The 20,901-nt window shown below is 70.1% G+C and carries 21 protein-coding genes and 1 riboswitch; all 21 genes read right to left on the bottom strand.

What is annotated here, in order from left to right:
* Positions 1 to 64: 64 nt before the first annotated feature.
* Positions 65 to 151: a putative leader peptide gene (locus tag ACFYX0_RS35465; RefSeq protein ID WP_319193969.1), complete on the bottom strand. Its 87-nt coding sequence runs from the start codon at positions 149 to 151 to the stop codon at positions 65 to 67.
* A gap of 59 nt (positions 152 to 210) precedes the next feature.
* Positions 211 to 936 (bottom strand): GNAT family N-acetyltransferase, encoded by a 726-nt coding sequence (locus ACFYX0_RS35460; RefSeq protein WP_387195564.1) that lies wholly within the window; start codon positions 934 to 936, stop codon positions 211 to 213.
* Between the two features lie 88 nt (positions 937 to 1,024).
* Entirely contained in the window at positions 1,025 to 2,050 is a 1,026-nt protein-coding gene (locus ACFYX0_RS35455; RefSeq protein WP_388976779.1) for a transporter substrate-binding domain-containing protein, read from the bottom strand.
* A gap of 64 nt (positions 2,051 to 2,114) precedes the next feature.
* Positions 2,115 to 2,912 (bottom strand): amino acid ABC transporter ATP-binding protein, encoded by a 798-nt coding sequence (locus ACFYX0_RS35450; protein ID WP_388976777.1) that lies wholly within the window; start codon positions 2,910 to 2,912, stop codon positions 2,115 to 2,117.
* Entirely contained in the window at positions 2,909 to 3,889 is a 981-nt protein-coding gene (locus tag ACFYX0_RS35445) for an amino acid ABC transporter permease (RefSeq protein ID WP_388976774.1), read from the bottom strand. The genes ACFYX0_RS35450 and ACFYX0_RS35445 overlap by 4 nt, the downstream gene beginning before the upstream one ends.
* A gap of 324 nt (positions 3,890 to 4,213) precedes the next feature.
* A riboswitch (SAM riboswitch) is annotated at positions 4,214 to 4,322 on the bottom strand.
* A 65-nt stretch (positions 4,323 to 4,387) separates the two neighbouring features.
* Positions 4,388 to 5,251 (bottom strand): glutathione S-transferase C-terminal domain-containing protein, encoded by an 864-nt coding sequence (locus ACFYX0_RS35440; protein WP_388976771.1) that lies wholly within the window; start codon positions 5,249 to 5,251, stop codon positions 4,388 to 4,390.
* A gap of 128 nt (positions 5,252 to 5,379) precedes the next feature.
* The gene (locus ACFYX0_RS35435; RefSeq protein WP_388976768.1) at positions 5,380 to 5,490 is read right to left on the bottom strand and encodes a putative leader peptide; all 111 of its coding nucleotides are present in this window, start codon (positions 5,488 to 5,490) and stop codon (positions 5,380 to 5,382) included.
* A 429-nt stretch (positions 5,491 to 5,919) separates the two neighbouring features.
* A complete protein-coding gene (locus tag ACFYX0_RS35430) occupies positions 5,920 to 6,252 on the bottom strand; it encodes a 4Fe-4S binding protein (RefSeq protein WP_388976765.1) in 333 nt (110 codons plus the stop codon).
* The gene (locus ACFYX0_RS35425) at positions 6,249 to 7,853 is read right to left on the bottom strand and encodes an FAD-dependent oxidoreductase (protein WP_388976762.1); all 1,605 of its coding nucleotides are present in this window, start codon (positions 7,851 to 7,853) and stop codon (positions 6,249 to 6,251) included. The genes ACFYX0_RS35430 and ACFYX0_RS35425 overlap by 4 nt, the downstream gene beginning before the upstream one ends.
* Before the next feature lie 24 nt (positions 7,854 to 7,877).
* Positions 7,878 to 8,690, bottom strand: coding sequence for an ABC transporter permease (locus ACFYX0_RS35420; RefSeq protein ID WP_388976759.1), 813 nt, complete (start codon positions 8,688 to 8,690; stop codon positions 7,878 to 7,880).
* Entirely contained in the window at positions 8,687 to 9,529 is an 843-nt protein-coding gene (locus ACFYX0_RS35415; protein ID WP_388976756.1) for an ABC transporter ATP-binding protein, read from the bottom strand. Before ACFYX0_RS35415 ends, ACFYX0_RS35420 begins: the two co-directional genes overlap by 4 nt.
* A complete protein-coding gene (locus ACFYX0_RS35410; protein ID WP_388976753.1) occupies positions 9,522 to 10,850 on the bottom strand; it encodes an LLM class flavin-dependent oxidoreductase in 1,329 nt (442 codons plus the stop codon). Before ACFYX0_RS35410 ends, ACFYX0_RS35415 begins: the two co-directional genes overlap by 8 nt.
* Positions 10,847 to 11,905, bottom strand: coding sequence for an aliphatic sulfonate ABC transporter substrate-binding protein (locus ACFYX0_RS35405; RefSeq protein ID WP_388976750.1), 1,059 nt, complete (start codon positions 11,903 to 11,905; stop codon positions 10,847 to 10,849). Before ACFYX0_RS35405 ends, ACFYX0_RS35410 begins: the two co-directional genes overlap by 4 nt.
* Before the next feature lie 44 nt (positions 11,906 to 11,949).
* On the bottom strand, positions 11,950 to 12,681 hold the full coding sequence (locus ACFYX0_RS35400) for an ABC transporter ATP-binding protein (protein WP_388976747.1): 732 nt from the start codon (positions 12,679 to 12,681) through the stop codon (positions 11,950 to 11,952).
* The gene (locus ACFYX0_RS35395) at positions 12,678 to 13,571 is read right to left on the bottom strand and encodes an ABC transporter permease (protein ID WP_388976744.1); all 894 of its coding nucleotides are present in this window, start codon (positions 13,569 to 13,571) and stop codon (positions 12,678 to 12,680) included. Before ACFYX0_RS35395 ends, ACFYX0_RS35400 begins: the two co-directional genes overlap by 4 nt.
* Entirely contained in the window at positions 13,568 to 14,464 is an 897-nt protein-coding gene (locus ACFYX0_RS35390) for a TauD/TfdA dioxygenase family protein (RefSeq protein WP_388976741.1), read from the bottom strand. The genes ACFYX0_RS35395 and ACFYX0_RS35390 overlap by 4 nt, the downstream gene beginning before the upstream one ends.
* 890 nt (positions 14,465 to 15,354) lie before the next feature.
* Complete coding sequence (locus tag ACFYX0_RS35385) at positions 15,355 to 16,596, bottom strand: vanadium-dependent haloperoxidase (RefSeq protein ID WP_388976739.1); 1,242 nt, start codon at positions 16,594 to 16,596, stop codon at positions 15,355 to 15,357.
* 82 nt (positions 16,597 to 16,678) lie between these two features.
* Entirely contained in the window at positions 16,679 to 18,148 is a 1,470-nt protein-coding gene (locus tag ACFYX0_RS35380; RefSeq protein WP_388976736.1) for an MFS transporter, read from the bottom strand.
* Positions 18,148 to 18,384: a hypothetical protein gene (locus ACFYX0_RS35375; RefSeq protein WP_388976733.1), complete on the bottom strand. Its 237-nt coding sequence runs from the start codon at positions 18,382 to 18,384 to the stop codon at positions 18,148 to 18,150. The genes ACFYX0_RS35380 and ACFYX0_RS35375 overlap by 1 nt, the downstream gene beginning before the upstream one ends.
* Positions 18,385 to 18,419: 35 nt before the next feature.
* Entirely contained in the window at positions 18,420 to 19,718 is a 1,299-nt protein-coding gene (locus ACFYX0_RS35370) for an O-acetylhomoserine aminocarboxypropyltransferase/cysteine synthase family protein (RefSeq protein WP_388976730.1), read from the bottom strand.
* Positions 19,715 to 20,746 (bottom strand): isopenicillin N synthase family dioxygenase, encoded by a 1,032-nt coding sequence (locus ACFYX0_RS35365; RefSeq protein ID WP_388976727.1) that lies wholly within the window; start codon positions 20,744 to 20,746, stop codon positions 19,715 to 19,717. The genes ACFYX0_RS35370 and ACFYX0_RS35365 overlap by 4 nt, the downstream gene beginning before the upstream one ends.
* Positions 20,747 to 20,901 lie beyond the last annotated feature (155 nt).

Raw genomic sequence — 20,901 nt, 5'->3', positions numbered from 1 at the left:
TGGAGGTCCGTACGAGATCGCCGGCCCGCGGGAGTCGGGGCACACGGCGGCTAGGGAAACGGGGTCAGGAGCTACAGAGGGAGCCGGCCACGCGCTGGAGGTCGATGTGGGGCCGGGAGTGGAGGCGGACGGCACGCAGTACACGTGTCACGTGTCGCACCTCCGTCCGAGCGGACCATGCACTCACCTTCGACAAGGACAACGGCACGGCTATGCCGTTTCTTCCAGAGCGGCTGCCCCGGTGTGCCGGACGAGCGAGAAGACGGTACGGCGGCGCAGGGTGAACCCGATCGACTCGTACAGCCGGATCGCGTTCGCGTTGGTGGCCGCGGCGTGCAGGAAGGGGCGTTCGCCGCGTTCCCTGATGCCGGCGGCGACCGCACGGACCAGGCGGGTGGCCAGGCCCCGGCCGCGGTGGGCGGGGTCGGTGCACACGGCGCTGATCTCCGTCCAGCCCGGCGGGTGCAGCCGCTCGCCGGCCATTGCGATCAGCCGGCCCTCGTGGCGGATGCCGAGGTAGGTGCCCAGTTCGACGGTGCGCGGCAGATAGGGGCCCGGCTCGGTGCGGGCGACCAGGTCGAGGATCTCGGGCACGTCGTCGGGACCGAGCCGTACGGCCTCAGGGTCGGGCCCCGCGCGCAGGGAGGTGTCCACGAGCTGGACGCCGTGTCCGGTGCGCACGACCTCCCAGCCCACCGCCGCCTCGGTGACGCCCCGCACCGCGGCGGTGCCGCCAGGGCCGACGAGTGCGGCGAGGTCGGCCCAGGCGCGCGGGTCGTCCTCGTCGGAGAGGGCGTGGAAGGGTGCCACGTCCTCGCGGTAGCGGGCGGCGCGGCCGATGCGTTCGGCGAAGGGGGCGTGGGGGCCGGTAAGCGCGGCCCAGGCGGGGTTGTCCAGGATGTGCGAGGAGCTGGCGTCGATGCTGGTCACGGACATGGTGTGGCAGTCTCCGGGGTGCGGCTCGGGTGTCCGGCGCGCGGGGACTCCACCGCGAGGCGGCGGCGGAGTCCCGGTCACGCGATGGTCAGGAGTTGTCGAGGGGCAGTCCGGGCGGGTTGACCTCGGACTTGGCGACGGCCTCGTTGGAGAGGTTGTAGGCCTTGAGCCACTCGGCGTACTGACCGTTCTCGATCAGGTAATTGATGGAGTCGGCGAGCGGCTTCGCCAGGCCGCTGTCCTTCTTCGCGGTCGCCGCGATCAGGCCCTGCAGGCTCGCGCCGGCTCCGGAGTACGTGCCAGCGGTGCGGGTGGCGTTGGGCGTGTTCGCGACCTGGCGGTTGTGGTACGCGATGCCGGGGTTGGGGCCCAGGTACGCGTCGATCTTGCCGCTGGACAGGGCGAGGTAGACGCTGTTGCTGTCCTGGAAGTACTTGACGGTGAGCTTCTTGCCCTCCTTGGCCAGCTTCGCCTTCCACTCCAGGAGGATCTTTTCCTGGTTGGTGCCAGAGCTGACGGAGACGGTCTTGCCGGCGAGGTTCTCGTAGTTGTCTTCGAAGTTCCAGGTGCTCTTCTTCGGCACCACGAAGGCGAGGTTGTCCTGCCGGTAGGAGGCGAACTCGTACTTCTCCTTGCGCTCCTCGGTGTCGGTGACGTTGGAGAAGGCCACGTCGACCTTGCCGCTGTCGATGCCGACGAAGAGGTTCTCCCAGGTGGAGTTCTTCACCTCGGGCTGGAGGCCGAGGACCGCGGCGACCAGGCGGCCGAAGTCGGGTTCCGCGCCGGTGAGGGTCTTCTGGTCGCTGCCCACGTAGGCCAGCGGCGGGAAGCCGGCCGGCAGGGCGCCGATGCCGATCTCCAGCTTGCCGCTCTTCTTGACGGCGGCGGGCAGTTCGGCGCTGATGGACTTGACCTCGGAGACCTTGATGGAGGTCTGCTTGGCGGCGCCGTTGGAGACCTGTCCGATGACGACCTCGCCGGACTTGGCGCTGTCGGTGGAGGTGGCCGCGTCGCTGTTGCCACCGCAGGCGGCGAGCCCGGTGGCCAGGGAGGCGACGGCGGTCGCCGCGGTGATGCCGCGTATCAGGCTGCGTCGGGTGAACTGGGTGGGCATGGCCGTTCCTTGTCGCTGGAGGTGATGAGGGTGGCGTGGGGGGAGGTCTGAAGGGTGCGGCGGGTCAGAGGACCTTGCTGAGGAAGTCCCTGGTCCGCTCGTGCCGGGGCTTGTCGAGGACCTCGGAGGGCGGGCCCTGCTCGATGATCTTGCCGCTGTCGATGAAGACGACCCGGTCGGCGATCTCGCGGGCGAAGCCGATCTCGTGGGTGACGATGAGAAGGGTGGTGCCGCTGGTCGCCAGGTCCTTGATGACGGCGAGGACTTCGCCGACGAGTTCGGGGTCGAGGGCGGAGGTGGGCTCGTCGAAGAGGATGACGCCGGGGCGCAGGGCGAGGGCGCGGGCGATGGCGACGCGCTGCTGCTGGCCGCCGGAGAGCTGGCGCGGGTAGGCGCCGGTCTTGTCGCCGAGGCCGACCCGGCCGAGGAGTTCGCGGGCGAGCTCCTGGGCTTCGGGCTTGCCGAGCCTGCCGGTGGCGACCGGGGCGGCGGCCACGTTGTCCAGGACGGTGAGGTGCGGGAAGAGGTTGAAGTTCTGGAAGACGAAGCCGATCCGCCCGCGCTGGGTGAGGATGGCGCGCTCGCTCAGCTCCTTGAGCCTCTCGCCCTGTCGCTTCACACCGATCAGCTCGCCATTGATGCTGACGTGGCCGATCTCGGGCTTCTCCAGATGGTTGATGACCCGCAGCAGGGTGGACTTGCCGGAGCCCGAGGGGCCGAGGATCACGGTGACCTCGCCGGGGCGGACGGTCAGGTCGACGCCGTCCAGCACCCGATGGGTGCCGTACCACTTGTGCACGTCGTGGACCTCGACGGTGGCGGCCTCGACGTCCGCCAGGGCCTCGATGGTGTCGGCGGTCATACGGCGGCCTCCCGGCGGATGCGGGCCCGCAGGTCGGTGAGCCCGGTGCGGAGCTTCTGCAGCGGTGTCGGCGGCAGGCTGCGAATGGCACCGCGGGCGTAGTACCGCTCGACGTAGAACTGGACGACGGAGACGACGCTGGTCAGGATCAGGTACCAGACGGTGACGACCAGCAGCAGCGGCACGATGTCGCCGGGGTAGGTGGAACCCATGGTCTGCGCCGAGCCGAACAGGTCGAGCAGAGAGACGTAGAAGACCAGCGAGGTGCCCTTGATCAGGCCGATGAGCTGGTTGACGTAGTTCGGGATGATCGAGCGCAGCGCCTGCGGAAAGACGATCTTCCGGAACTGGTAGCCCTTCGGCAGGCCGAGCGCCGCGGCCGCCTCGTGTTGGCCCTGGTCGACGGAGAGGATGCCCCCGCGTACGACCTCGGCCGCGTAGGCGGCCTCGTTGAGGCTGAGGCCGATCACGGCGACGACCATGTCGGTGGCGAGCTTCGACTCGTCGAAGGAGAAGAAGGCCGGGCCGAAGGGAATGCCGACGCTCAACGTCTTGTACAGGGCACTGAAGTTGTAGAGGAAGATCAGTACCACGATGAGCGGGATGGAGCGCAGCGCCCAGACGTAGGTCCAGCTGACCGCGCGCAGCACGGGGCTCCTCGACAGCCGGGCCAGGGCGAGCACGATGCCGCTGATCAGGCCGAGCACCGCGCTGTAGGCGGTGACTTCGAGGGTGATCAGCAGGCCGTCGAGGATGGTGGGGCGCAGGAACCAGTAGCCCCAGCGGTCCCACTGGTAGAAGGGGTTGGAGACCAGTCCGTGCACGAACTGGGCGACCAGGACGAGGACGACCGCGGTGGCGATCCAGCGTCCGGGGCGCCGCAGCGGCAGAACTCGCTGGGCAGTGAGGGCTTTCGATGGTTCGTCGGCGGTCGGCGCCTCGGGGAGGGTGACGGTGGCGCCAGGGGGTTCACTCATGGTGGGCTCCGGCTGGGTGGGAACACCCCGGAAGCACGGCGGCATGCGGAAGCGCACACGACGGTGAGGTACCGGGGGCGGGGAGGACAACGGCACACCGCACGGGCGGTGTTCGTCAGGGAGTGCGGGGGCTGCGGGGAGGTGTCAGCCCCGACAGCGGGCACAGCCCGGTGCGGTACACAGTGCGCTGTTCACGCGGAGCAGATCGACGGCGCGATCGGCGACGAGACGGTTCGGGTACGGCTGTACGCAGCCCTGGGAGCGGCGCGTGGCCGTCCTGGGAGCTGCGTACATGGCGTCACCATCACTGTTCCGGCCCGGTGGGCCTCGCGCTTACCGAAACATCTTCGGTCCGGTCGTCACCTGGGGCACCCCACCGCGGCGCGAGGGTTGCCGGTCAGCAAGCCAGGGCTTGTCGCTGACACTCATGACCGTTCTGGGCCGTAGTTAAGACAACTGCCCGAACGAATGTCAACGCCGGTCCACCAGGTGGAACGGCTAACGGGTGGTGTGGGCCGCCCAGTCCAGGATCTGGACGGCTGCTCCGGCGGCCTCCAGGCCCTGGCAGCGGGCGTGGTGGCGGCGTTCGATGCCGTCGAGGTCGAGGTGGCCGCCGAAGGCAGGGTGGGCGGCGAGCCGGCGGGCGTAGGCCCACAGGGTCGGGTGGTCGGCAATGCGTTGGACGGCTGAGGCGTCGAGGTGGTTGCGGTGGACGGTGTCGAGCTGGACCAGGGCGACCCACAACTCGACGTCGGCGGCGGTGATTTCGTCGCGGATCAGGTACGTGCGTCCTTCGAGCCAGCGTTCCAGGGCCCCAAGCGTTTCGAGCAGCATGCCAAGTGCCGTGTCACGTTCCAACGGCTCGCCACCGGCCGATCCGGCGCGCTGCGCGGCCTGTTCGATGCCCTGAGCGCACATCCGCTCGACCGCCTCGATCTCCGACTCCGCGCCGCACGGGTAGAGCGAGAGACGGTCACCGCCAAACCGGCGGCCGAGGTCGCGCATGATGTCAGGGGCATGGGTGCTGACGATCCGCCCGGACCAGTCGTCGCTGAGCACCGGCGCGACGGCCGGACCGGGGTACCGGTGGGCGCTGGCCTCGTACAACGGACGCAGGACGGAGTGGCCGCCCTCGGGGCAGTCGGGGAGCGCGGGCAGGTAGGTGGCCGGACAGACGGTGTCCAGGCCGAGCAGGCTGTGGGTGACGGCGATGCGCAGGCCGCCGGGACAGGCGGTCGACAGATGGAGGCGGTAGCGGCCCGGAACGGCGTAGTGGCCGCTGCGCGCGTCCCGGCCGATCCGGCCCCGGAAGGCGGGCGCGGGTCGGTCGGCGGCGTGGGCGGCCAGCGGTGTGACAGTCATGACTCTCCCCGGGAGCGGGCGCGGGCGTACGCGCGGCGGAAGCGACGTCGGGTGAGGGAGCGGAGCTCTCCCGTACGCACCGGACGGCACGACGCCCGAGGGCGTCTCCGGTGCGGGATGGGCGCGGCTCAGTCCTGGGGGTTGATAGCGCTGCAGACGCGCAGCAGATCGATGTGACGGCGGGAGGTCAGAAGAGGCGAACGGCTCACGCGTGCGGTGACCGGCTCCAGGCGCCTCATGTTTTCCCTACCTATTCACTAGGATTCCCTCAGTGAGTGTCGATCCGACCGGCATCGGCGTCAAGAGGGCCGTCCCGCATCGCGGACGCCCCGATGGGACGGCGGCCCGCCTCGACACGGTCACCACACGTTTCCCACTGCAACCGTCGGGACGCGGCGACGGTGTCGAGTCGGCGTGGGTGACGTGCCGACGGGCTGCGTGCTCACCGCAGAAGGCCCAGACGAGAGGGCCCGCAGACTCTCGCCCGCGAAGACTCCTCGCACCGTCGGGACATCATCGGGACGACAGGTTGTGAACCTGCGATCCCCTGTCCCCGTTTGCGGAGCATCTGAGCGGCGTGCGACAAGTCGTTCTTCGTGGTCGGTGTCCGGCGTCCTCGGCCGGGTACAGGAGTCTGGGCCTGGATCCTGCGACGATCCAGGCCCTGGTCAGTCCGGATACTCCGGTCCGACCGCGGTGCGGGCGCCGAGCGTCCTTCCCCTGCCCCAGCCGAGCTCACGCCGGTATCCGCCGAGCAGACCGGAGTCCTCGAGCTCTGTCACATCACGGAAACGCGAGCCGGGAGCGACCGCGGTCACCAGTGGGGCGACGAACAGCGCGTCGGTCGGGCAGTAAGCCTCGCACTGGAAGCAGGTCTGGCAGCTGTCCTGGCGCGCGATCACCGGAACGCCGTCAGCGCCGCGATCGAAGACGCGCGTCGGGCACACCTCGATGCACCGGTCGCAGGCAACGCAGCGATCCGGGTCGACGATCTCGATCATGCGGCTCGGCCTCCGCTCGCGACCAGTTGCCGTTGCACCGCCTCCGGGCGGCTCCAGACCTCGTCCAGCCCACCGGTGAGCAGCCGGTGGTGCTGGGCCGGGTCCTGCGCCGGCCGGTCGGCCCGCTTGTGCATACCGCGCGACTCGGTGCGCTGCAGCGCCGCGTGGTACATCCAGCGGCCGTGGGCCACCATCGCGGCCGCTTCCCTGGCCCGGAACAGCGCCTCGCCGCTCGCTCCGAGCCCTTCACGGACCGCGGACCACGTCTCGTGCAGCGAACGCAGCGCCGGCTCCAGACGGTCCGCGTGTCGCAGGTAGTTGCGGTCGTACGGCAGGACCTCGCGTTGTACGGCGGTGACGACCTCGCGGTGGCCGACGTTCACCGCGCCGGTGGGGCGCAGGCCCGCCGTCCCCACTGGGCGCACGGCGCGGCCCGGACGGCCGCGCCCGGCGGCGAACGTGGCGGCGCCCCGGCCCGCCCAGCTGCCCGAGGACGCCGCCCACGCGGCGTTGTGGCTGCCGCCGCCTGTGAAGCCGCCGCAGATCAGCTCGCGGGTCGCGGTGTCGCCGGCCGCGTACAGGCCGGGGACGTCGGTGGAGCAGTCGTGGCCGGCGATGCGGACACCGCCGGTCCCGCGCACCGTGCCCTCGGCGAGCAGGGTGATCTCGAACAGGTCGGTGAAGGGGTCGATGCCCAGCCGGTCGAAGACCAGGAAGGTGTTCGGCTGGCCCTTGCGCATCGCCCGCTGCTCGTCCGGTGTGGCCTTGTCGAAGCGGGCGTAGACCGGTTCCGTGAGCAGGGTTTTGGCGATCACCGACCGGCCGCGGGTGCTGCCCGCGCCGTCGAGGACCGAGCCGTCGGCGCGGTAGAAGGTCGCCCACGAGTAGTAGGCGGTCTTGGTCAGTGACGTGCCCTGGGGGGCGATGGCGTAGGCGTTGGAGAACTCCATCCCGGACAGCCGCGCCCCCGCCTCGACGGCCAGCAGCGCGCCGTCCCCGGTGTTGACGTCGCAGCCGAGCGTCTTGGACTGGAACGCGCATCCCCCGGCGGCGAGTACCACCGCCCCGGCCTCGATGCGGACGGTCTCACCGGTCGTACGGTCCAGCGCCCGCGCCCCCGAGACGATGCCGTCGGCGTCGGTCAAAAGCTCCAGCGCCGGGGTGTGGTCGAGGATGCGGACGCCGAGCCGCCGCACCCGGGTGCGCTGCCGCCGCATGTACTCCGGCCCTTGGAGGTCGCCGCGCAGTTGACGACCGTCGGCGTCGACGGGGAAGGGGTAGCGCTGGATGCGGGCCAGTTCGTCCATGCGCGCGTGCGTCTCGTCAAGCACGCGCGCCATCCAGTCCCGGTCGGCGAGGAATCCGCCGAGTGCCTCCCGGCTCGCCATGGCGGCCTCGCGCAGTTCGGGGACGTCGTCCACGTACCAGATGCCGGTGCCGACGGATGCGGTCGCTCCGCTCGCGCCCGTGTATCCCTTGTCGGCCAGCACAACGTCGGCTCCCCCCTGAGCGGCCTTGATCGCGGCCCAGGTGCCCGCGGGGCCGCCGCCGATCACCAACACGTCGGTGGACAGAGCCTGTTCGGGTTCGGTGCTCGCCATGATGTGTTCCTTCCCGTATGGGATTCAGGGTTTGAGTCGGCCGGTGGCGAACATCGCGGACGACCAGGCCGTCAGCGTCGCCGCCAGGCCCCAGACCACGGCAAGGGCCCAGCCGGCGCTGACGTCGCCTTTGCCGAGGAACCCGATCCGTTCGACCTGGACCAGCCAGAAGACGGGGTCGAGGTGGCTCACGTACTTCCAGAACGGCGGCAGTTGACGGACCGAGTAGAAGACGCCGCCGAGGAAGCCCAGCGGCAGCAGGATGATCGACTCCATGGAGTAGACATGGTCGAGGGACTTGGCGTGACCGCCCGCGATCACGCCGACCTGCGCGGCGACCAGGAGCACTCCGAGCGTGCCGAACAGCAGGACGACGGGGCGGGCCGGGGTGCCGCCGTGGGTGAGCGGCACGGCCACCGCCAGGACGCCCGCGCCCACGACGACGCCTCGGGCGACGCCAGCGCCCACCAGTGCCGCGTTGATCTCCCACCACCTGAGCGGGCTCGCGAACACGTCGTTGATGTACTGGTCCCGGCGGGCCTCGAACAGGCTGGTCGTCCCGTTGAAGAAGCCGACGTTGACGATCGCCTGGGCGAAGAGGCCGGGCAGGATGAAGCTGCCGTAGCCGACACCGTCGATCGTGTCGACGTGCGAGCCGAGAGCCGATCCGAAAACCACGACGAACAGCACCGTCGACAGCACCGGACCGACGACGCTGTAGCGCCAGATCCTGAGGAAACGCAGGACCTCGCGCTCCAGGAACCACAGAAACGGTGAGCGCTCCGCCCGGAAGGACTCGTCGTACGCCGGGAGGGCCGGCGTTTCGGTGCTGCTCACGAGGCCATCTCCTCCGCCGTGATCACCCGTTCGTAGACCTCCGAGATGTCCCGGGCCGCGTACCGCTCCCGCAGCGAGGCGGCGGAGCCGCGGTCGACGATCCGGCCCGCTCGCAGCAGCGCGATCTCGTCACACAAGGTCTCCGCCTCCTCCAGGTAGTGCGTCGTCAGCAGGACCGTGGTGCCGGCCGCGTTGAGGCCCTTCACGACCCGCCAGATCTCCGAGCGCAGTTCGACGTCGACGCCGGCCGTCGGCTCGTCGAGGATGAGCAGGCGGGGACGGTGCATGAGGGCCCGCGCGAGGACGAGGCGCCGTTGCATGCCGCCGGAGAGTTCGTAGGCACGTACGTCGGCCTTGTCGTCGAGACGGAACAGGGCGAGCAGTTCGTCCGCGCGCCAGGCGGCCGCCTTCCGGCCGATGCCGTGATATCCCGCGTGGTAGACCAGGATCTGCCGGATGGACAGAAACCGGTCGAAGTTGATCTCCTGCGCGGCCAGACCCAGCAGTCTGCGGGCCTGACGGCTGCGGTGGTCGTGCCCGAAGACGGAGAGGCTGCCGGCGCTGGGGCGCACGATGTTGCACACCGAACCGATGAGCGTGGTCTTCCCCGCGCCGTTCGGGCCGAGCAGCCCGAAGAAAGCACCATCCGGTATCTCCAGGTCGAGCCCAGCCACCGCGGTGAAGCCGTCCTCGTACATCTTGCGCAGGCCCTCGACCCGCAGCGCGGGCGGACTCCCGCCGCTCCGGAAAGTGGAAGCGGCGGGAGTCGCGAGCGGGTCCCCCAGGGGAAGCGGGCCGGCCGTGGGAAGCGGATCAGGCCCGGAAAGCAGGTCAGCCATGGAACTGGTTCGCGGGCACCGGGAGCCCGTAGTGCTCACGCAGGGTGGTGCCTTCGTACTCCTCGCGGAACAACCCCTTGCCGCGCAGGATCGGCAGCACGTGCTCGACGAAGGCCGCCAGGCCCGACGGCAGCGCGGGGGCCATGATGTTGAACCCGTCTGCCGCACCGCCCTCGAACCAGGCGATGATCGTGTCCGCCACCTGCTCGGGTGTGCCGACGAACTCGAAGTGGCCGCGTCCGCCCCCGAGCCGAGAGATGATCTGCCGGACCGTGAGCTGCTCGCGCACCGCGAGATCGATGATCAGGTCGGAACGGCTCTGCGAGCCCTCCAGCTTCGGTCTCGCCAGGATGAACTCCGGCAGCGGCTGGTCGAGTTCGAAGGCCGACGGCTCGGTCTCGAACACCGCGGCCAGCTGACGCAGCCCGTACTCTGGGACGCGCAGCTCGTCGAACTGCCGCGCAAGCGCCCGGGCATCCTCCTCGGTCGAGCCGATGTACGGGACGATGCCGGGCAGCACGATGACGCCGTCCGGGTCGCGCCCCGCGGCCCTGGTGCGTTCCTTGATGTCGGCGTAGAAGGCGGCGGCGCGCTCGTACGTCGTGTGGGCGGTGAAGACGGCCTCGGCGTGGCGGGCCGCGAAGTCCTTGCCGTCCTCGGAGGAGCCGGCCTGGACGAGCAGCGGGTAGCCCTGCGGCGGACGTTCGACGTTGAGCGGGCCGGCCACCTTGAAGTACCTGCCCTGGTGGCCGAGCCGGTGGAGGCGCCCGGGGTCGGCGTAGCGGCCCGTGGACCTGTCCGCGACGACGGCCTCGGACTCCCAGCTGTCCCACAGCGCCTTGGCGACCTTCAGGAACTCGTCGGCGCGGGCGTAGCGTTCGGCGTGGCCAGGGCGGTCGTCGAGGCCGAAGTTGGCGGCCTCGTCGGCCCCTGCCGAGGTGACGATGTTCCAGCCGGCGCGGCCACCGCTGACGTGGTCGACGGACGCGAGCCTGCGGGCGAGGTTGTACGGCTCGTTGTACGTCGACGACACGGTCGCGATGAGGCCGATCCTGCTGGTCGCCTGGGACAGCGCAGTCAGCAGCGTCAGCGGCTCGAGCTGGCCGGGCGGGCGGAACTCGCCGGTGCCGATGAGGGCCGGGCCGTCCGCGAGGAACAGCGAGTCGAACTTGGCGCTCTCTGCGAGCTGTGCCAGCTCGATCCAGTGCCGCAGGTCGAAGTCCGCCCGGGGATTGCTGTGCGGGAGCCGCCACGCCGCCTCGTGGTGGCCCGCCTCCATGAGGAAGGCGTTGAGGTGGAGCCTCCTCCGTCCCGCGCTCATGAGGTGACCTTGAGCTTGGAGCTGTCGTAGTCGGCCGGCAGAAGGTTGTCGACGATCGACGGGACGTCGACCTTCTTGGCGATCTGCCCCGCCTCCAGGAAGGCGTCGGCGAGCTTCTGCTCCAGCTCGATGTCCGACTGCTCCACCGGAGTCACCCGGTTCGAGTAGGCGGCCAGGGACGCCTTGGCGTCGGCCAGCGGGATGCCCTGCTCCTTCGACAGCGCCTGCGCGTATTTGTCGGGGTTCTTGACCGCCCAGGCGAACTCTCGCGACAGCCTCTTCAGGACGTCCGTCAGAGCCGCACGCTTGGTCTTGTCCTTCAGTGACGTGTCGCTCGCAACGTAGTAACTGCTCGTCTGGTCGATCGGCGGGAGACCCTTCACCAGGATCCGCGCGCCGTTCTTGACCGCGATCGCCGACTGCGGGTTCCAGATCGACCAGGCGTCCACCTTCCCGGTGTTGAACGCCGTGGCACCGGCCGCCGGATCGAGGAAGACCAGCTTCACGTCCTTGGGGGTGAGACCGACGCTCTTCAGCGCGTTCAGGGCCAGACCGTGGGCCGAACTGCCCTGCGGGACGGCGATCTTCTTGCCCTTGAGGTCGGCGGCCGTCTTCAGCTTCGAGCCCTTGGGCACGATGATGTTCTCCACCGCCTGGTCGGGGGTGAGCGAGCGGTTGACGGCGACGACCTTGAAACCGTACTCCTTCGCCGCGCCGGTGATCGGCGGTACGTCGCCGACGCTGCCCAGGTCGATGTCGCCCGAGGCGGCGGCCTGCACGAGCGGCGGACCGTAGGTGAAGCGGGCGAACTTCACCTTGTAGGGCGCGTTGTCGAACACGCCGGTGACCTTCGCCAGTTCCTGGCTGCCGTCACCGCCGTTGTCGCCGATCGTGAAGGTGTACTTGCTCCACTCGGGGTGCTTGGCGTCACTCGCGTCGACGGCGTTGCTCAGCGGCGCGGCGGTGTCCGACGACGATCCTCCGCAGGCAACGAGGGTGCTCGCCAGAGCGAGCGAGCCGACTGCGCCGATGAGTCTCGTGGTTCTCTTTCGCATGGGGTTGTCGTGCTTTCTGTGCTGGGTGAGGGTGTTCGAGCAGGTCAGTGCCGGCCGGCGAGGCCGAGGTCTTCAAGGAGCCGGGCGCGGAGTTCCTCGCGGGCGACGCTCGCCTCGCGGTCCGCGGCGGTGAGGTGCACCTCGTGCGATGTGCCGATGCGGCCGTTGCTCATGACGACGATGCGGTCCGCCAGGGCTATCGCCTCGTCGACGTCGTGGGTGACGAGCAGCATGGCGGCCTGATGCTTGGTCCGCAGTGCGCGTACGAGGTCGTGCATGCGCAGCCGGGTGATCGCGTCGAGGGCGGCGAACGGTTCGTCGAGCAGGACGAGTTCGGGCTCAGAGACGAGCGCCCGCGCGAGTGAGACCCGCTGGGCCTCACCGCCGGAGAGCTCCTTGGGCCAGGCCTTCTCGCGCCCGGCGAGGCCGACCTCGGAGAGCACGTCGCGGGCCCGCTGTTCCGCGTCTGCCGCGTGCAGGCCGAGCGTGACGTTGCGCAGGACCCGCTGCCAGGGCAGCAGCCGGTCGGCCTGGAAGACGATCGCGCGCCGGGCCGGGACCTCCACGCGCCCGCCGTCGGGCCGGTCCAGTCCGGCGAGCAGCCGCAGCAGGGTGCTCTTGCCGCAGCCCGAAGGACCGAGCAGGATCACCAACTCCTCCTCGGCGATGGTGAGGTCGAGATGGTCGAGCACCACTCGGTCACCGAACCGTCGGACCACCTGCTCGACGACGACCCCGGTCTGCCGACGGGGCTCCGTCGCGATCGTGTTGCTCATGACGCCTCATAACTGGGGCGCCACCGCAGCAGCACCCGCTCGAGAGCCCTGACGAACTGGTCGGCGAGCAGACCGAGGAGCGAGTAGATCACCAGCCCCACGAAGACCTGGTTGGTCTGGAGATAGGTCTGCCCCTGAGTGATGAGGAAGCCAAGTCCCTTGTCCGCGTTGACCGTTTCGGCGGCGACCAGGCCCAGGACGCTGTACGCGAGGGAGAACCGGAGGCCCACCAGGAACCCCGGCAGGGCCCCGGGCACCAGCACGCGCGTCACCAGGCGCCAGGTGCCCGCGCCCGTCGTGCGCGCCATTTCGATCAGCCGCTGGTCGACACCCCGGATCGCGGCGAACAGGTTGAGATACATCGGGACACCGGCGCCGAAGGAGATCAGCAGCACCTTCGTGAGCTCGTCGATACCGAACCACACGATCATCAGCGGCAGCACCGCGAGGAGGGGGATCGTGTTCAGCACCTGTACCAAGCCGTTGAACAGGTACTCACCGCTGCGTAGCAGCCCGCCGAGCACCCCGCTGACGATGCCCACCGTCAGACCGATCGCGAGACCGATGCCGGCCCGCTGCAGCGAGATGGCCAAGTCCGGCCCGAGGACGCCCTGTTGCCAAAGATCGGCGGCGGACTTCACGATCGAGGTCGGCGCGGGGGCGTAGGTCTTCGACACCACTCCGGCCCGGGCGAGGATCTCCCAGGCGATGAGGATCGCGACCGGTGTCGTGTAGATGCCCAGCGGCCAGCGCAGGCGTTCGCGGAGTGTGCTGAGCAACGTCCGGCGGCGGGCGTCGCGCGGCAGGAACACCTCGCGTTCCCGCACGTTCGTCGTCTCGACGTCCGAGCCCTTGGTGACGGCCGGCGCCTTGAGGCTGAGCTCGGTCATGCCGCCACCGCCAGCACGCTGCTGTAGTGCGAGGCATCGCCGATCAGTTGCTCGCTGCGGCGGCCGTCGACACCGGTCGGTACCTCTCCTGCGATCGTCACCCGGTTGAGGCGGCGCGGGTGGTCGTCGTAGTTGTCCACCGCGTAGTGCTGGGTGATCCGATTGTCGAAGATCAGCAGCTGGTTCGGGGACCAGGTCCAGCTCAGGATGTTCTCCGGACGGGTCACATACGACTGGAGGATGCGCAGCAGATCTGCCGAGTCGCTGCTCGACAGGCCGACGATCCGCTTGGCGAACCCGCCGATGAACAGCCCGCGTTCGCCAGTGAGCGGATGGACTCGCACGACCGGGTGCTCAGCCTCGTAGGGCGTCGAGACGAAGGCCCGGTCGTACTCCTGTCGCTGCGCCGTCGTGGCTGCGGGGCGGGCGTAGTCGTACTGGTTGGTGTGCACGACGCGCAGCGTGTCCGCGAGGGTGCGCAGCGGTTCGGGCAGGTCGCGGTAGGCCGCAGCAGCGTTGGCGATGAGCGTCTGGCCGCCGTAGGGCGTGGTCACGATGGACCGGAGCGTGGTGAGCTGCGGCGGGTTGACCACGAAGGTGACGTCCGTGTGCCACTCGTTGGCCTTGGACGTCGCGCTGTCGACGGCGAGGACATTCGTCGTGCCGTCGGCGGCCGGCACGTTCGGATGGGCGGTGGTGAGTTCGCCGAACCACCCGGCCACACGCTCCTGACCGGCGTTGTCGAGCTGCACGTCGTCGAACACGATCGCCTTGTGCTCGTTGAGGGCGTCTCGGAGCGTCGTGACTGTCGAGAGGTCGGGTGGCGCCGCGAGGTCGACGCCGTCGACGACCGCGCCGATGCGGCCGGTGAGCTTTCGGATGGACGGAGGCATGAGGGGATCCCTCCCGGGCAGATGGGCACGCCAAGGGCTGCTGGAGAACGGGGAGTCGGGTGAAGGGGGTTGGGTACTGCGCAGGACTGATCGACCACGCGGAATACCGGACTGGGTCGGCCGGAGAGAGGACGCGTGGTCGCAGAAGGCGCGTGGTCGCATGACCGCTACAGCCGCGTTCTCAGCGGCCGCGTCGGCGTGCGCGAACAGGCCCCGGCTCATACGAGAAGGAGATGAGAGGAGAGGGGAGCCCTCAGGAGGTGGATACGACGATCCCTTGCCGCGTCAGCGACAACAAAACGCGCTGGAGACGTGCGCCAAGTCGATGTGGCGCCGCCGAGTGAGATCCACGCGCGGGTTCATAAGACGGGAGTTCAGCAGAGGTCCACCACGTCGGTCAATAACTTTCCGGACAGGTCTTGCATTGCGGACACGGAGAACGCCTCCGCCTGGTCGTGGAGACCGCACAGGCCGCATTGCTTGCCTCTGACGTGTGCGTCAAGGGCAAGCCTCCTGTGCGGCAGCGCCGCCGGTCGTCCACGCTCGGCCCGTTTCCCTCGATCAGCAGCGGTGCTTCGTTGTCTTCCCCGGGCTGCGCACTCTGCTCGATCCCCCCGGTGGCCACGCCCGAACAGCGGGCCCTGCAGACAGCCACCCCGGTGAGCGTCAGCGGGCGGCCGCAGATCGGGCCGAGGCCGAGAACGTCAGCCGGGAGTTGCGGGCGGTGCGCCGGGGTGGGGCCATGCGGCCCAGGCGCTGCGCGACGCGGCGGCGTTCGAATGAGGCCGGCCCACCGAGGCCCCACACGACGGCGGGGCCTCGGTACGGTCATCGCCTGCGTTTTGTCAGCAACGGATTGGGCGCCGCGCTGCCGGTGAGCGCTCGGAGGGTCAGCGTGGGGCGAGGAGCCGTCCCGCGTTCTGCAGGACGTACCGTGCAACGTTCGTGCCAAGCGTGATCCCCGCCTGGTCGGCCGACCGGGTGTGGATGCCGGAGAAGACCCGAGCGTCCACGTTCTCGTCCGAGAGCTGCTTCCAGGCGGTGTACGTCCTCGTCACCCCGGGCGCGGTGGGGCTGGTCAGGTCGAACGGGGCGGTACGCGGCCCGACCAGCGCCGACAGCACGGTCTGTGCGGCGCCCGCGTAGGTGTTGTGGCCGCTGGGGTAGTCCGGGTGAGCGGGGGTGGTGTGCAGCGGCGTCCAGTCCGGGTCAGGGACGATGGTGCCGGTGCGGATCGCGGTGACGGGACGCCAGCGTTCGTAGGTGTACTTGCTGTCGGAGGTGGCGATCTGTGTGTCCACCAGCGCCACGTGGAAGAGCGCGACCAGCCGCGCCTGCCCGGCGATCCCCTGGTCCGCGCGCGAGAGCGCCACCCGCAGCGGCTCGGTGTAGAGGGTGAGGGAGGAGCCCAGCCAGAAGGTGGCGGTCTCGGTCTGTTGGGCGCTGCGCACCGCGCTGTCCGCGGCACCGTACGCCCGCACCTCCGCGAGGTCGGCTGCGTAGCGCCTGGAGTCGAGGGCGGGCGGCGGGCCGAGCCGGAACTGGCTCTGCGTTCTGAGCAGGAACGGCTTGGCGAGACGGTTGCCGTACTGGGCCGCCGGTGCGTAGTCGGGCGGCGTCGGCTGCCAGACGCCCGGCGCCGCGGGCTTCACGGGATAGGGCGCGTTGACCGAGGCGGGATCCAGGCCGTCGCCCTCCCTCGACTTCAGGACAAGATCGGCTTGCTTCTCCCCCGCTGCGACACCCCGCTCCTCAGCGGGGCCATCGGGGATCGCGTCGAGGGTCGCCTTGTACGTCGCGTCGAGCTGCTCCGCACGGCTTGGGACCAGCGTCACCAGCGCACGGTGTACGGCCCCGGCGAGCGCCGCCTCCTGATACACGCCGCGCTCGACGCCCGTGGGCACGCTCCGGGTGGCCCTGGCGGCGGCGAGCCAACTGATGGCCCACGTGCGGCTGTTGGTGATCTGGGTGGATGCCCCGGCCGCCGCGATGGTTTCGGCGGTGGCGTCGTACCAGGCGAGGGACGTGGACGTACGGCCGGCCGCCGCGGCCTGTGGAACGGCGACGGACGCGGTCAACAGCGCCGCCGCACCCAGGACTACGAGGGCGGGCCGCGTTCTGGTCGAACTCATGTGATCTCCTCCGGTTTCAGTAGGGGTGAGAGAGCCGCTGAGGCATGAAGAGGGCGAGGTGTGGCACCCGCGTCGCGGGGGATCAGGTCGATTCCTTGGAGCGGGGAACCGCGCCGGCGTGGTGCGCCGACGGTGGTGCGGACAGGCGAGACGGCGGGACGGGGCGGCGCTTCGAGGACAGCAGCAGGGCAACGGCGAGCAGGCCCGCGCAGACACAGGAGGCCAGCGCGTACCCGGTCCGAGGTTGACCGTCTCCCGGGGGACCGGAAGCGGCGTGCAGATAGACCGCCGGGACGGCGCTGAGGCAGATGGCCGCCGCGATGCGCTGGGCCATCTGCAGGACGCCGCCGCCCACTCCCGCGGCCTCGGCCGGAGCATGCTGCAGCACCTGGGTCTGGTTGGGCGAGACGGTGAGCCCTCCGGCGGTGGCGGACATCAGCTGCGTCCCGGCCAGTGCCATCGGCAGCGCCTCCGTCGGCGCGTAGAGCGCGACTGCCGCTCCCGTCAGGGCGGCACCGATGCCCAGGGTCAGCCCGACGGTCACCGTACGCGGTCCGATCCGTCGCACGAGCCGCCAGGCGAGGGCCGAGGAGATGCCCATCCCGACCGCCCCGGGGAGGGTGACCGCCGCCGTGAGCAGAGCGGACAGACCGAGGCCGCTTTGCAGGAAGACGGTGAGTACGAGGAACGCGGCCAGTGAGGAGCCGAACTGGGCCATGGCGACGGCTGTGCCCAGCATGTACGGCTTCGACGAGGTCAGCGCGGGGTGCACCAGTGGCTGACGACCCCGCCGCACCCGCAGGCGCTGGTGCACGGCGAAGACGGCTGCCAGCACGCCCACCGCGGTGCCCCACAGCAGTGTTTCTCCCCCGCCGTCCGGGGTGCGGATGAAGGGCACCATCAGCGTCAGCGTGCAGCCGCAGAGCAGACCGAGGCCGAGGACGTCCAGCCGGGAGTTGCGGGCGGTGCGCCTGGGCGGAGGCAGCAGGCGGGCCGCGAGGGTCAGGGTGAGTACGGCGCACGGAGTGCTCATCAACAGGCAGCACCGCCAGCCCGCCTCGGGGCCGAGTCCGGCGACGAGCGCACCGCCGAGTGGCGGGCCGAGGGCCGTGGCCACGCCGCCGGTGACCGCGTACAGGCCAAGCGCACGCCCGCGGGCCGGACCGTGGAAGACGTCCTGAATGGTGCCGATCACCTGCGAGTTGACGAGCCCGGCCGCAGCACCCTGGACCAGCCGGGCACCGATCAGGGTCTCCGGCTCACCTCCGGTCGCGGCCGTCACCCCGGCAAGGAGGAAGACCGCCACCCCGGCCATGAAGAGCCGCTTGCGCCCGTGCAGGTCACCGAGGCTGCCACCGGGGACGAGGGCCAGGCCGAAGGCCAGCGAGTACCCGGCCACGATCCACTGGACGTCCGCCCCGGTGGCCCCGAGCGACTGGCGCATGCTGGGGATCGCGATGTTGAGCACAGCCTGGTCCAGCAGGGTCGTCCCGCCCGCCGCCATGCACACCAGCAGCACCCGCCGTGCGGCGCGGTCTTCTCCCGGGAGCACTACGCCCGCCGGGACGACTGCGGCAGGCCCAGGTGATCGCGCAGTGTGCGGCGCGTGTAGTGGGTGCGGAACAGGCTGCGGCGCCGCAACCCGGGGATGACGCGCTCGGCGAAGGCGTCCAGGCTGCTCGGCCCTGCGTTCGCCGGGTCGTCGGCCGCGCCGGTGCCACAGGCGGTCGCGGCCAGGCCGGCGAGGACTGAGCTGGCGGCGAGCCGGAGGGCGGTGCTGCGGCGCATGGCGGATCGTGCTCCTCGGGTGCTGGCGACGGGGTTCATACGACGGCGGCTCTCAGCCCTGCGTCGAGGTCGGCGATCAGGTCGTCGATACCCTCGATCCCGACCGACAGCCGCACCAGGCCGGGGGTGACACCAGCTGCGGCCTGCTGACCGGCGTCCAGTTGGGCGTGGGTGGTGGAGGCGGGATGGATGACGAGGCTGCGTACGTCGCCGATGTTCGCGAGATGGCTGAACAGCCGGACGCCTTCGACGAATCGCCGGCCCGCCTCCAGGCCACCCACAAGTTCGAAGGCGAGGACCGCTCCGGCACCGCGCGGCAGATACCGCTTGGCCTGCGTCTGCCACGGGCTGGAGGGCAGGGAGGCGTAGTGCACTCGCGTCACCCGGGGCTGTTCCTCCAGCCATTCCGCGAGCGACTGGGCGTTGGCCACGTGCCGTTCGATGCGCAGGCTGAGCGTCTCCAGGCCCTGCAGGAGCAGGAAGCTGTTGAAGGGGGAAACGGCCGGTCCCAGATCCCGGACCAGGCGGGTGCGCAGGCGCAGCGCGTAGGCAAGGCCAAGGTCGGAAAAGGAGTCCCAGAAGGACAGGCTGTTGTAGGTCGGATCGGGGCGGGTCAGTCCCGGCCATCGATCGGGGTCGGCACCGAAGTCGAAGTGCCCGCTGTCCACGACGACCCCGCCGATACCGGTGCCGTGGCCGGACAGGAACTTGGTGGTGGAGTGCACGACGATGTCGGCGCCGTGCTCGAACGGGCGCAGCAGGTAGGGCGTGAGCACGGTGTTGTCGACGACGAGCGGCACGCCGACCTCGTGGGCGATGCGGGCCACCACCTCGTTGTCGAGGATGTTGCCGCGTGGGTTGCCGATGGTCTCACCCAAGAACGCCTTCGTGGTGGGACGTACGGCCGTGTGCCAGGCGCCCAGGTCGTCCGGGTCGTCGACGAAGGTGACATCGATGCCGAAGTCGGCGAAGGTGTGCTCCAGCAGGGTGCGGGTGCCGCCGTACAGGGACGACGAAGCGACGATGTGATCGCCCGCGCGAGCCAGGTTGAGCAGGGCGAGGCTCGTCGCGGCCTGGCCGCTGGCCACGGCGACCGCGGCCGACCCGCCCTCCAGCGCGGCGATGCGCTCCTCGGCCACCGAGGTGGTGGGGTTCGACAGCCGGGTGTAGGCGTGGGTGGTCAGGTCGGACAGTTCGAAGGCCGCGGCGGCGTGCGCGACGTCCCGGAAGACGTAGCTGGTGGCCTGGTGGATCGGCACCGCCCGGGCGCCCGTCGCGGGGTCCGGAACGGCACCGGCATGCACCTGACGGGTCTCGAAGGCCCAGTTGCTCATAGGTTCTCGGCCTCCCGCTTCACCAGGGCCTCGGACCACCAGCGCTCGGCGACCCGCGGATGCGAGCGGAGCCAGCCGACGACCGCGTTCTCCCCGAAGGCCGCGAGCAGCGGGTTGTCCGGGTCGTCGGTCACTCCACGGCTCAACGCCGCCAGCTCCGGGGGAAGTTGCAGCGGCCTGACAACCGCGTCCAGGCGCGGGCCGAGGAAGAAGGGGATCGAGTAACGGTGAACACCCGGCTGCGGACTGACCACCCGGTGCTGAGTGGCCTTCAGATAGCCCTGGGTCGCGATCTCCAGCATCTCACCGATGTTGAACACGAACGCGCCGGGCACGGGTACCGCGTCGATCCACTCGCCGTCCTCGCGCTGCACCTGGAGCCCGCCGACCTCGTCCTGCTGCAACAGCGCGAGATAGCCGTAGTCCTTGTGCGCACCCACGCCCTGGTCTGCGTCCTCGGCGACGCGCGGCGGATAGTGCACGATCTTCACGTGCACGGCCGCCTCGCCGTCGAACCACTGGTCGAAGTAGCCCTCGTCCTGCCCGAGCGCCGCGGCGAGCGCCCGCAGCACCTCACGACTCACCCGCAGCGCCTCCGCCTGCCAGCGCAGCACGATGTCCCGCAGCTCCGGTAGTGCGGAGGGCCATTGGTTGGGGCCGATCAGGCGCAGATAGTCGGGATCGTCCGGGCCGGTCTCGAGCGCCGCCCGCTCCGGGCCGATGTCGATCTGCTCGCGCCAGTCGGCGCTGCCCCCCGTGTATTCGGTGCCGGTGCGCGTATAGCCGCGGAACTGCGGTGAGTTGAGGTTCTCGATCTCCAGCCGCTGCTCCTCCGGCAGCGCGAAGAAGCGGCGGGCCGCGCTCAGCACCTCTTCCCGCAGTGCCGCTGACACACCGTGCCCTGATACGTAGAAGAAGCCCACCTCGTGGGCGGCGGAGCGGAGTTCGGCGAGGAAAGCGTCACGGTCCGCGTCCGGGGCGCGGAAGCGGGAGACGTCGATGACAGGCAAGGCTGTGGACTGGGCCATGGGAGATTCCTTCACGGCAGGGCGGACACGCGCGCTTCACAACTACGCCCCCAGCAATGGCTAGGAGCGTGTCTCAGTAACCGGCAACCCGTCTGCGGTTCGTGATCATTCATGCGGGATGATCTCGGTATGAGTGGTGGCGATGGGCTGTTCGA

The sequence above is a fragment of the Streptomyces sp. NPDC002573 genome (genome assembly GCF_042889625.1).
GTDB lineage: Bacteria > Actinomycetota > Actinomycetes > Streptomycetales > Streptomycetaceae > Streptomyces > Streptomyces gibsoniae.
The sequence above is the reverse complement of the archived record's forward strand: the minus strand, read 5'-3'. Positions and strand labels throughout refer to the sequence as shown.